13 protein-coding genes are annotated in these 11,295 nt (G+C 66.7%); 7 read left to right on the top strand and 6 right to left on the bottom strand.

Annotation, left to right across the window (positions count from 1 at the left end; genetic code table 11):
• The 3 genes from G3N99_RS25740 to G3N99_RS25730 form a co-directional block, all read left to right on the top strand.
• On the top strand, positions 1-780 hold a 780-nt coding region (locus G3N99_RS25740), incomplete at its 5' end, for an efflux RND transporter permease subunit (RefSeq protein ID WP_206123796.1).
• A complete protein-coding gene (gene irlR / locus G3N99_RS25735) occupies positions 780-1,463 on the top strand; it encodes a heavy metal response regulator transcription factor IrlR (protein WP_089497548.1) in 684 nt (227 codons plus the stop codon). The genes G3N99_RS25740 and irlR, both read left to right, overlap by 1 nt.
• Complete coding sequence (locus tag G3N99_RS25730) at positions 1,460-2,890, top strand: heavy metal sensor histidine kinase (RefSeq protein WP_206123795.1); 1,431 nt, start codon at positions 1,460-1,462, stop codon at positions 2,888-2,890. The genes irlR and G3N99_RS25730 overlap by 4 nt, the downstream gene beginning before the upstream one ends.
• Positions 2,891-2,969: 79 nt before the next feature.
• Here the strand turns inward: G3N99_RS25730 and G3N99_RS25725 are convergent, their stop codons facing one another.
• Complete coding sequence (locus G3N99_RS25725; protein ID WP_174938946.1) at positions 2,970-3,257, bottom strand: DUF4148 domain-containing protein; 288 nt, start codon at positions 3,255-3,257, stop codon at positions 2,970-2,972.
• Positions 3,258-3,398: 141 nt separating this feature from the next.
• Here G3N99_RS25725 and G3N99_RS42085 point away from each other — a divergent pair, with 141 nt between their 5' ends.
• Positions 3,399-3,803 carry a hypothetical protein gene (locus tag G3N99_RS42085; RefSeq protein ID WP_241011852.1) on the top strand — a complete coding sequence of 135 codons (405 nt, stop codon included), beginning with the start codon at positions 3,399-3,401 and terminating at the stop codon, positions 3,801-3,803.
• Between the two features lie 200 nt (positions 3,804-4,003).
• On the opposite strand, the gene G3N99_RS25715 is transcribed toward G3N99_RS42085, so the two are convergent.
• Positions 4,004-5,164: a porin gene (locus tag G3N99_RS25715; RefSeq protein WP_174940766.1), complete on the bottom strand. Its 1,161-nt coding sequence runs from the start codon at positions 5,162-5,164 to the stop codon at positions 4,004-4,006.
• Between the two features lie 317 nt (positions 5,165-5,481).
• On the opposite strand from G3N99_RS25715, the gene G3N99_RS25710 reads away from it, so the two are divergent.
• Both G3N99_RS25710 and G3N99_RS25705 read left to right on the top strand, forming a co-directional pair.
• Positions 5,482-5,757 carry a DUF4148 domain-containing protein gene (locus G3N99_RS25710; RefSeq protein ID WP_174938942.1) on the top strand — a complete coding sequence of 92 codons (276 nt, stop codon included), beginning with the start codon at positions 5,482-5,484 and terminating at the stop codon, positions 5,755-5,757.
• Between the two features lie 64 nt (positions 5,758-5,821).
• Complete coding sequence (locus G3N99_RS25705) at positions 5,822-6,325, top strand: hypothetical protein (RefSeq protein ID WP_174940770.1); 504 nt, start codon at positions 5,822-5,824, stop codon at positions 6,323-6,325.
• Positions 6,326-6,347: 22 nt separating this feature from the next.
• On the opposite strand, the gene G3N99_RS25700 is transcribed toward G3N99_RS25705, so the two are convergent.
• A complete protein-coding gene (locus tag G3N99_RS25700) occupies positions 6,348-7,073 on the bottom strand; it encodes a hypothetical protein (RefSeq protein WP_174938938.1) in 726 nt (241 codons plus the stop codon).
• A gap of 185 nt (positions 7,074-7,258) precedes the next feature.
• Positions 7,259-8,554, bottom strand: a complete 1,296-nt coding sequence (locus G3N99_RS25695) for an aminotransferase class I/II-fold pyridoxal phosphate-dependent enzyme (protein ID WP_174940772.1) — start codon at positions 8,552-8,554, stop codon at positions 7,259-7,261.
• Positions 8,555-8,686: 132 nt separating this feature from the next.
• Between G3N99_RS25695 and G3N99_RS25690 the strand changes: the two genes are divergently transcribed.
• Positions 8,687-9,355: an O-methyltransferase gene (locus tag G3N99_RS25690; protein WP_174938933.1), complete on the top strand. Its 669-nt coding sequence runs from the start codon at positions 8,687-8,689 to the stop codon at positions 9,353-9,355.
• A 36-nt stretch (positions 9,356-9,391) separates the two neighbouring features.
• On the opposite strand, the gene G3N99_RS25685 is transcribed toward G3N99_RS25690, so the two are convergent.
• Both G3N99_RS25685 and G3N99_RS25680 read right to left on the bottom strand, forming a co-directional pair.
• Positions 9,392-10,687, bottom strand: a complete 1,296-nt coding sequence (locus tag G3N99_RS25685; RefSeq protein ID WP_206123794.1) for a nitrite reductase — start codon at positions 10,685-10,687, stop codon at positions 9,392-9,394.
• A 62-nt stretch (positions 10,688-10,749) separates the two neighbouring features.
• Positions 10,750-11,295 (bottom strand): DUF1176 domain-containing protein (locus G3N99_RS25680; protein WP_206123793.1); only part of this gene is annotated, 546 nt, incomplete at its 5' end.

Here is an 11,295-nt window from a genome sequence, read left to right as displayed (position 1 = left end):
CCGCTCGCCGAGCTCGCGACGATCGACGTCGCGCCGGGCCCGAACCAGATCAGCCGCGAGGACGGCAAGCGGCGGGTGGTCGTCAGCGCGAACGTGCGCGGCCGCGACGTCGGCTCGTTCGTCGCCGATGCGCGCGAGCGGTTGCAGCAGGACGTGCGCGTGCCGGCTGGCTACTGGGTGTCATGGGGCGGGCAGTTCGAGCAGTTGCAAAGCGCGAGCGAGCGCCTGAAGCTCGTCGTGCCGCTCGCGCTGTTCATGGTGTTCGTACTGCTGTTCGTGATGTTCAACAACGTGAAGGACGGGCTGCTCGTGTTCACCGGCATTCCGTTCGCGCTGAGCGGCGGGGTCGTGTCGCTGTGGCTGCGCGGGATTCCGCTGTCGATCACGGCGGCGGTCGGCTTCATCGCGCTGTCCGGCGTGGCCGTGCTCAACGGGCTCGTGATGATCTCGTTCATCCGCAACCTGCGCGATGAAGGGATGCCGCTCGAGGCCGCCGTGCGCGAAGGCGCGCTCACGCGGCTGCGGCCGGTGCTGATGACCGCGCTCGTCGCGTCGCTCGGCTTCCTGCCGATGGCGTTCGCGACCGGCACCGGCGCCGAGGTGCAGCGCCCGCTCGCGACGGTCGTGATCGGCGGTATCCTGTCGTCCACGGCGCTGACGCTGCTGGTGCTGCCCGTGCTGTACCGTGGCAGCCATGCGGTGTCGTGGCGCGCGGCGTTGCGCGGCGGCTTCGGCTCGGGCGTGCTGCGCCGGCTGGGTTTCTTCAAGGGTAATGCGTGATGCGAATTCTGATTGTCGAAGATGAACCGAAGACGGGCGCGTACCTGCGCAAGGGGCTCACCGAGGCCGGCTATGTCGTCGACTGGGTCGAGGACGGCATCACGGGCCAGCACCAGGCCGAGACCGAGGAGTACGACCTGCTCGTGCTCGACGTGATGCTGCCCGGCCAGGACGGCTGGACGCTGCTGCAGAACCTGCGGCGCAGCAAGTCGACGCCCGTGCTGTTCCTCACCGCGCGCGACGATGTCGGCGATCGCGTGAAGGGGCTCGAGCTCGGCGCCGACGACTACCTCGCGAAGCCGTTCGATTTCGTCGAGCTGACCGCGCGCATCAAGTCGATTCTGCGACGCGGCCAGCCGCGCGATTCGAACACGCTGCGCGTGGCCGACCTCGAACTCGACCTGACGCGCCGCAAGGCCACGCGGCAGGGCGACACGATCCTGCTGACCGCGAAGGAATTCGCGCTGCTGTGGTTGCTGATGCGCCGCGAGGGCGAGATCCTGCCGCGCGCGACGATCGCGTCGCAAGTGTGGGACATGAATTTCAACAGCGACACGAACGTCGTCGATTCGGCAATCCGGCGGCTGCGCTCGAAGATCGACGACGCGTACGACCCGAAGCTGATCCACACCGTGCGCGGCATGGGCTACGTGCTCGAGGCGCGCGGCGGCAGCGCGACATGATCGCGCGCCTGCTGCCGCGCACGCTGCGCGGACGCCTGACCGCGCTGATCATCCTGTCGACGTCCGTGATCCTCGCGTCGAGCGGCGTCGCGCTCTACGAGGCGCTGAGCAATCGCGTCGAAACGACGGCGGCCGAGCAGATGTCCGGCATTTCCGCCGCGTTGGGCGCGCACCTGGCCGAAGCGCGCTCGACGGCCGACGTCGCGCGCAACACCGACATCTGGATCGACCAGTTGCACGGCCATCCGAACATGGATCTGGCGATCTTCGACGCCTCGGGTACGCGCCTCGTCGGCACACCCGGCTTCCGCCTGGTTGCGCCGCTGATGTCGCTGGATGCAGGGCGCGTGCCGGTCGGTGTCGCACCGCCCGGCGCGCGGCAGCAGTATCTGGTGACGAATGTGCCGCTGGCCGGCTCGGGCGCAGGCGCGCCCGTGGTGCGCGTCGTGGTGCAGTACGACCGCAGCGCCGACGTGCTGCTGCTGCGCACGCACGCTTATACGATCGTCGTGATCGAGGTGTTCGGCGTGGTGCTCGCGGCCGCGATCGCATATGGCATCGCGGCGCTCGGGCTGAGCCCGCTGCGGCGGTTCGCGGCGCGTGCCGAGCAGATGTCGACGAGCCGGCTCGCCCATCCGCTGCCGGCGCTCGATACGGCCGGCGAGTTGAAGGAACTCGAGCATGCGTTCAACGGCATGCTGGAGCGGCTGAACGAATCGTTCACGCGGCTGAGCCAGTTCTCGTCGAATCTCGCGCACGACATGCGCACGCCGCTCACGAACCTGCAGGCGGCCGCGCAGGTCGTGCTGTCGCAGCCGCGCAGCGCGGAGGAATACCGGAACGTGATCGAGTCGAGCATCGACGAATACCAGCGGCTGTCGCGGATGATCGAGGACATGCTGTTTCTCGCGCGTTCGGAGCAGGCCGGCACGTCAATCAGCGTGCGGCGCCTGGATGCGTCGGAAGAGGCGGGGCGCGTCGCCGGCTACTACGAGCCGCTGGCGGAGGATGCCGGCGTGACGGTGAAGGTCGACGGCCATGCGTGGGTCGATGCGGATCTGACGCTGTATCAGCGCGCGTTGAGCAACCTGCTGTCGAATGCGCTGGCCTACGCGCCGCGCGGCAGCGTCGTGACGATCAATTGCGTGGAGCAGGGCGGAGGAACGACGATCGCCGTGTCGGATACGGGGCCCGGCATCGAGGCCCAGCACGTCGGGCGGATCTTCGAGCGCTTCTATCGTGTCGATCCGTCTCGGCACAATTCGGCGCAGGGGACGGGGTTGGGTCTCGCGATCGTCCGGTCGATCATGGACAATCACGGCGGCGAATGCGGGGTCGACAGCGACCCCGGCCGGCGCACGACGTTCTGGCTGCGCTTTCCGCGACGGCCGGCCGAGCTGAATCGGCCGGCGGCCATCCATACCTGACACCGCCGGCGGGCACGCCCGCGCGTTCGCCAAAAGGCGGCTGCGCGCGGCGTGCTGCCCGCGGTCGAGTGGCCGAGCGTCATTTCTGCGCGGTCAGGTTGTCGTGGTTGTCGGTCTGCGGCTTCTTCTCGCCGCCATGCACCGAAATCCCGTGAAGCTCCTTGTTGCGTGCGACGAGCTCGCCGGTCGGCGGATATTGCGTCTTGCTCACCGGCACGACGCCGTCGTGCTGCGCCTGCTTCAGTTCATTGACGACCTGCGTGCGGGTCTTGCCCTGCGTTTGCGTCTGTGCGAATGCGGCCTGCGTGGCCATGCCGAGCGACAGCGTGGCGGTGACGAACAGTGCTGCGAGTTTTGCCGTTTTCATCGAGTGCTCTCCTTGATCAGGGCCGCCGGGTGGCGAACCATGGACCCAGTATGCGAAAGCAGCCGTGCGTGATCGTGATCGCGAGATGAAAAATGCGTCAGATTGCGTGAGGAGGAGCGGCGCCGTTCGAACGCGATCGACATGACGCAATCGTCATGTTCACGTCATGAGCGCGATGAGCCGGAAGCGGAACATGAAGTCTGCCGATGGCCGATGTGGCCGGCGGCATTCATGCCGTTCGCGATAGCTGTATGGAAAGCGTCCGGCCTCGCTAAGACTTCCCTTCCGGACCGAAAAGTGCATCGTCCCGCCATTCGCCTAGCCTTGATCGCAGTCCTGATCGTCCCGTTGTTCTCGGGCTGCGCATCGACACGTTCCGGCACCGCGCCCACTGCGCAGGCCAAGCCCGCCGCTGCGAAGAAGCCAGTGCCGGCCGATCTCATGCCCGGCGAGCAGATCGACTACGCCGGGCATCGCTGCGGCAATCCGAACCTGTATGTGAAAACGCATACGTGCCTGTTCCCGCAGCGCATTTCGACGCCCTGATCATCGGGGCCGCGACCAAAAAAAGGCCCGGCACTCGACGTGTCCGGGCCTAACGCGTGACGTGCCGTGCGGCAACGACCCGCTTGCGTGGTCTGGAACGGGCGCTGCCCGTCACGTTTCCGATCGTAGCGATACGACGCTTCGCGAACCTGATCGGAACATGAAATTTTCGTCACGCGGCGCGCAGTTGGCCGCCGCGATCAGAACCGGTGGCGCAACCCGAGATTGACGATCCCCTGCGTGCGCGTTCCGCCGTAGCCATACGAGCCGATCGACGCCTGCGCCGTTTGCGTGCCGCCGTCGAGCGTGCGCTGTTCGCCGTTCGCGCGTTGCCACGCACCGACCGCGTAGAGATCGGTACGCTTCGACAGCACGTAATCGGCGCCGGCGGACACCTGATGGTAGGTCGCGCTCGTATCGCCACGGGCACGCGTATAGCTGTAGCCGACGCCGACGAGCAGGCTGGGCGTCGCCTGGTAATTGAGGAAGCCGCGCGCGGTGTCGTACTTCTGCGTGCTGCGAAACGCGGACATCGCATCGGCCTTGTACAGCGCGTTGCTGTAGTCGATGCCGACCGCGAACGGCGCGAAGTTGTAGCGCACCGCGCCGCGCGCGATGCCGATCGATTTCGCGGAGATGTAGCCGCCATTGACCAGCGATCCGTCGAACGTGCCGTCGGAGGTGCCATTCCAGCCGGTCCGGATGCCGTTGGCGAGCGAGGAGCGATTGGCCGCGTAGTAATAGCCGCCCGCCACGTCGACCGGGCCGTTGCTGTACGACAGGCCGGCCGACCAGGTTTGCCCGGCGCCGCTCTTGCCGGCAACACCGCCGAGCGCAACCATGCCGACGAACTGGAGTCCGTTGATCACCGGCGACGTGTATTTCACCGCGTTGTCGGTGCGCGACGACGTGTCGTAGTTGTCGACGTCGCCGGGTGTTGCGTAGACGCTGCCGAAGTAGAAGTCGCCGGTGACCGGCCACGCGACATCCGCGAGCGCGTCGTACTGGCGGCCGAGCGTCAGCGTGCCCCAGCGCGCGCTTTCGAGCCCGACGAATGCCTGCCGGCCGAACATCCGGTTGCCTTGCCCGAGCGCGCCGGTGTTCGGATTGAAGCCGTTTTCCAGCGTGAAGATCGCTTTCAGCCCGCCGCCCAGATCTTCCGCGCCCTTCACGCCGAAGCGGTTGCCGAGCAGGTTGCCGTTGCCGAGGCCGACGAGATTCTTGCCGTCCGCGTTGGCGTTCCATACGTACGTCAGCGACGTATCGAACAGGCCGTATAGCGTGACTTCCGACGCGTGTGCCGCGTGAGCGGTTGCGAGTAGCGCACCCGACATCATGGCGAGCCGAACGGGAGTTTTCATGGAGTGCCCCTGAAGTTCAAGATGATCGTTTCGTGCATCGGTCGATTCCGCGCCGCGCGTGGTATCGGCGGGCGCGGAATATCGCAATGGCGCTGCCGATTCTGGAAAGCGTTCGGATCGTGAAGGTGAGGGACAAATGAGAAAAATGTCATCGACGCGTCATGGGCGCAGAAACTGACGACGATTTTTCATTCGCAGTGCGATGCAGCGCCTGTCGAAGCGGTGACGAAACCGTCATGCTGCGATCACGATTCCGCACCGCTGCCGGCTCAAAGTGAATGCTCCTGTCACGGCTTTTCAAGCAAGGAGCGAACAACATGAACCTTCCGCGACCGATGATCGTCATCGCCGCTGCCGCGCTGTCGATGGCGGCCTTTTCGCAGGCCGTGGCCGCGCAGCAGAAGACCCGGCAGGAAGTCCGTCAGGAACTGGTGCGTGCGCGCCACGACGGCGTGATTCCGAGCCCGAATCACGACTACCCGGCGAGCCCGGCCACCGTCGCGCGCAACCAGGAAATCCATCGCGCGTCGGTGCATCGCGGCGAGACGGCGCCGCTGGTCGATGCGCACGACAACCGTTTGGCGGTTCGTTGATCGGTCATTCGCGGCCGCCCGGCGTGGTGCCCGCGGCCGCATCCCACATGAAGAGGAGAGTGTCATGCGCAATTTCGCGAAAGGAATCGTGCTCGCGGCGTGTCTGATGTCGACGGCCGCGATGGCGGCCGGCTGGCCGGAGCGTGCGCTGTCGCACGCGTCGGCGCATGATGTCGGCCGGCGCGCGAACGAGCGGATGCGCTGCGAGTTCGCGGCCGTGCCGGCCGGCGCGTGGAGCGCGACGTTCACGCGCGGGCAGTGCGAGGTCGACAACGGTCGGCTGACGTTCGTGCCGGCCGATGCCGGCGACGGATCGAATGGCGCGGCGAAGCGGATCCTGCTCGGCGAGGTCCGCACCGCGTCGCATCAGTCGCGCAAGCTGAAGGAGCAACTGCAACTGACGACACGCGACGAAGTGATCGCGCTGAACGTGCTGACCGACGACGGCAGCCGCAAGTCGCGCGAACATGCGATCGACCTGTGGGCCGCGCTGCGCAACGAGGGCGTGACGCCCGTCAACGGCACCCGCATCGTCGACACGTATCCGACCGGCGCGACGACGTGGTAGCCGGCGCGCCGCCGTGGCCGGCTTATCCGGCCTTCACCGATCCTTCGATCAGGAAGAACACGATGAAGCCGATGAAGAACGCGGCCGTCGCGAACGGCGTTTCAGGTACCTCGTGCGCTTCGACCAGCAGTTCTTCGGTGACGAGGTACAGCAGCGCAACGGTGCCCAGCCCGAGCAGCGCCGCGTAGATATTGGGCGGAAGTCCGGCGAACGCCGCGTTGCCGGCCACGGCCGCGACGCTCAGCAGCGCCGCGAGCCCGACCGGTACGACGATCGACAGCAGGCGGCCAATGCCGGCGGCCGCGAGCGCCGCGCTGACCGACAGCGCGAGGAACAGCACCTCGAGCGTCAGCGCGACGGTCAGGATGATGCCGCTTTCGTCGCTCGCGGAGAACGCGATGCCAAGCACGAGGCCGTCGATGACGAGATCGATCGCGGTGACGATGATGAGGCTCACGGGCAGCCGCGCTTCCTCGAAGCGCGTCTCGATTGCACCCGACAATGCACGGGTCGCAAGCATCAGCGCGATGCCGAGCACGAAGCCGACGACGACCGGAAACAGCGCATGCGCACGGTCCTGCGGCAGCAGTTCGAGCGCGGCGGCCGCGAACACGATGCCGCCGGTGAAATGCTGGATGACGCTCGACGTTTTCGGGCCGGGTGCGCGCCAGGCGGCCGCAACGGCGCCGAAACAGGCCGCCAGCAAGGGCGGTAACGTGAGCAGCGCAAGCTTCGCGGTCGGTGTCATGAGGACTCTCGGACGGTTGGCGTACCGCAGCGGGCTCGGCGTCTGGCTGCCCGGCTACATGGTACGGGGGTTCGTACGCGCCGGGCGTTTCCCCGGCATCAACCGGGGATTGAACACCTTGAAGCCGCTTCAAGGTCAACACATTCGAGGCAGGGCGCACCGGCAGGCCGGCGCGCCCGTTTCCGTCAAAGCGGCGCGAGCGCCTGGTCGAGATCGGCGAGCAGGTCGTCGATATGCTCGATGCCGATCGACAGCCGCACCGTTTCTTCCTTCACGCCGGCCTTCGCGAGTTCGGCCGGCGACAGTTGCCGGTGCGTCGTCGATGCCGGGTGCGTCGCGAGCGATTTCGTGTCGCCGATGTTGACGAGCCGCGTGAACAGCTTCAGCGCGTCCTGGAACTTCGCGCCGCCGTCACGTCCGCCCTTCACGCCGAAGGTGAGGATGCCCGGCGCGCGGCCCGACAGGTAGCGCGCGACGAGCGCATGGTCGGGGTGATCGGGCAGGCCCGCGTAGTTCACCCATTCGACGTTTTCGTGACGCGCGAGATGCTGCGCGATCTTCAGCGCGTTGTCGCTGATCCGCTCGACGCGCAGCGCCAGCGTTTCGATCCCCTGCAGGATCTGGAAGGCATTGAACGGCGAGATGGCCGCGCCCATGTTGCGCAGCGGCACGACGCGCGCGCGGCCGATATAGGCGGCCGGCCCGAACGCTTCCGTGTAGACGACGCCGTGATAGCTGACGTCGGGTTCGTTCAGCCGCTTGAAGCGGTCCGCATGCTCGGCCCACGGGAACTTGCCCGAATCGACGATCGCGCCGCCGAGGCTCGTGCCGTGCCCGCCGAGATACTTCGTCAGCGAGTGCACGACGATGTCCGCGCCGTGTTCGAACGGGCGCAGCAGGTACGGCGACGGCACCGTGTTGTCGACGATCAGCGGGATGCCGTGGCGATGCGCGACTTCCGCGAGCGCGGCGATGTCGGTGACGTTGCCGAGCGGGTTGCCGACCGATTCCGCGAAGATCGCCTTCGTGCGTGCGTCGATCAGCGGCTCGAACGAGGCGGGGTCGCGCGGATCGGCGAAGCGCGTCGTGATCCCGTATTGCGGCAGCGTATGCGCGAACAGGTTGTAGGTGCCGCCGTACAGCGAACTCGCGGACACGATGTTGTCGCCGGCTTCGGCGATCGTCTGGATCGCGTACGTGACGGCCGATTGCCCCGATGCAAGCGCCAGTGCGCCGATGCCGCCCTCGAGCGCGGCGATCCGCTGCTCGAGCACGTCCGTCGTCGGGTTCATGATCCGCGTGTAGATGTTGCCCTGGACCTTCAGGTCGAACAGGTCGGCGCCGTGCTGCGTGTCGTCGAATGCGTACGCAACGGTCTGGTAGATCGGTACGGCGACCGCGCGCGTGGTCGGGTCGGGACGATATCCGCCGTGCACGGCGATGGTTTCGAGGCGCCAGTTCGATACGGCCTGATCGGTCATGGGTGCTCCGTCTCTTGTTGTGGTGGTCGAGCGATTATAGGAGCACGCGCGCAACCGCTCTTAGAACGAATGGTTTGTTGCTTATGGCGATGCGGCGCATAAAATGCCTGTTCCGCAAACAAGGGGTGCACGATGAATCAGGATCATTGGAACCAGGTGGATGCGTATTTCTCCGCGACGCTCGTGCCGTCCGACGACGCGCTCGACGCCGCGCTCGCGGCGAGCGACGCGGCCGGGCTGCCCGCGATCAACGTCGCGCCGAACCAGGGCAAGCTGCTGCAACTGCTCGCGACGATCCGCGGCGCACGCCGGATCCTCGAGGTTGGCACGCTCGGCGGCTACAGCACGATCTGGCTCGCGCGCGCGTTGCCGCCGGGCGGCACGCTCGTGACGCTCGAACTGAACCCCGCGCATGCGAAGGTCGCGACGCAGAACATCGCGCGCGCCGGGTTCGCGGAAGTCGTGACGGTGGTGGTAGGCAGCGCGAAGGACAGCCTCGCGCGGCTGATCGACGCGGGTGAAGCGCCGTTCGACTTCATCTTCATCGATGCCGACAAGGACAACAACCCGGTCTATCTCGACGCGGCGCTGAAGCTGTCGCGGCCCGGCACGGTGATCGTCGTCGACAACGTCGTGCGCGGCGGGCGCGTGGCCGATCCGGACAATCGCGAGCCCGACGTGGTTGGCGTGCGCGACGGGTTCGCGCGTCTCGTGGCCGCCCCGAACCTCACGACCACGGCCGTGCAGACGGTCGGGCAGAAGGGCTGGGACGGCTTCTCGATCTCGATCGTCGGCGCGTGACGTGATGGCGGTACGCGCGTGCGGTCGCCCCGCACGCTAGTTCTTGTCGGGATTTTTCTCTTCGCACTGGTCGGGATCGTCGCGCAGCACGATGCGGCGGATGCGGCCGTTGTCGTAGAACGGCATCTCGGGGCAGAACTTCATGCCGGCGCGGGTTTGCGTGCGTTTCCACGCGACCTTTTCGGTGCGTACCAGCATCGGCGCGTGGCCGGGTGAGCCCGGCTTCCAGATATCGATATAGGCGCGTGTCGTCGACGGCGAATCGCTCGTTTCGCAATCTTTCGGGTCGCCAAGCGTCGAACGCAGCCCGGTATCGGTCTGCTCGATGCGCTGCGGAAACTCGATGTAACCGTCGCCGTAGCCGGGCACGACGTAGCAATAACGACGCGTGTTCCCGTCGAGCACCGGCAGCATGTAGCTGCTGGCCGTGTCGACTTCCTTCACGTCGTTGCCCTGCCAGCGGTAGGTCGTCACGCCATGCTCGCAACAGCTCGCGCGCCAGCTCGTCCAGATGATCCGGTGCACGGGATCGAAATCCGGCGACGTGATGCCCTGCAGCCCCTGCGGCGCATCGATGAAATGCCGCGTCTTCGGATCGTAAATCCACGTCTGGTATGGAATGTTCGGGCTTGCCCCCATCCCTTGCGCAAGCATCAGGTCGGGCCATCCGTCGAAATTCACGTCGGCGAAATCGGGCGTGGGCAGGCCGCAGGTGCCTTGCGAATCCGTCTGAAGCGTCTGCACGAGGCGGCCGCGATCGTACAGGCGGATCGCGGAAACGTGCGGCGGGTCGTTGCACGAACCGCTGTCGTCGGGCAGTTTGTCCGCGACGAGGCGGATCTCGTAAGGGAACGGCCTGCCGTCCTGTTTCGGTGCGAGCGAGACGGGCAGTGTGCGCTTGCCGTCCGGCGATGCCCACGTGCCGGTCACGGCGTTGTCGAGGGAGGCGACGTGCCACGTACCCGTTACGCGATCGGCGTTGGCTTTCGCGCCGCTGTCGCGTTCCGACAGCGTGGCGCCGTGCGCGTCGAGTGTTCCCTTCAAGGCGAGCCGATAGCGTTTGTCGGACGTGCAGGGCGCGTAGCAGTACCAGCCCGATACCGTGTCGGCCACACGCGACAGCGAGACTTTGACATGCCGGTTGCCGATCGTGCCGGTCCAGTTACGCGACCAGAACGGGATTTCGACCGAATCGTCGGCGTTGGTCGCACGCGCCGGCGCCGACGCGAATGCGGTGATGGCGACCAGTGCGAACGCAAGCACGCTGCGCCAGCCGCGCGTGCGCCGCGTCGCGGTCGCGTGGCGCGACGCGGTGATGAACGGGTGATGCATGGTTCGGCCCCTCGGTTTGTTATGGGTTATCCATGCCGGCGCGTTTCAGTGCGATGCGTGCGTCAGTGGTTTCCTGCCGCATCGGCCCGCCGATACAGGCGTGGCCACTGATCGTCGAACAGGCCGTTGCAGGTGCCGTGCGTGGCGATATCGCCGAGCATGAAGCGGCGGCCGTCGAAGATCCACGATGCGGTCGAGCCGCAATCGCCGGCACTGCGCAGCCGGACCTTGCTCGACAGCGTCGCGCTGGCGGAATCGTAGCCGGCCTCGGTCAGTTCGTTCGCGAACGACGCCGAATCGAGCCCCGCGTTCGCGTTCTCGCCGAAATTCATCGCCGTCGGCGTGAGTGGCGCCGTCCGTCGCATGCGATACCACAGGTCGGTGTGGTTATACATGCTGCTGGTCTGGCACGGTATCGCGACCAGTGCTTCGTCGGCGGAGATCGCGACGGCGCGCGACGCCTTCCTGCGATCGCTCGCCGACATTTCGTCTTCTACATCGGCCGCACATTGCTTCACGTCGCCGCCGAATTTCGCGAGCACCGCGTCGACGAGCGGGCGCTGCTCGGCGGCCGACAGGCTGGCGGCCGGCGGCGGCGCCGGCACGAC

Origin of the sequence: Burkholderia sp. Ac-20392, assembly GCF_017104585.1 — a bacterium.
In the GTDB taxonomy this organism is placed as follows: domain Bacteria; phylum Pseudomonadota; class Gammaproteobacteria; order Burkholderiales; family Burkholderiaceae; genus Burkholderia; species Burkholderia lata.
This window is presented reverse-complemented; position numbering and strand designations above follow the sequence as displayed.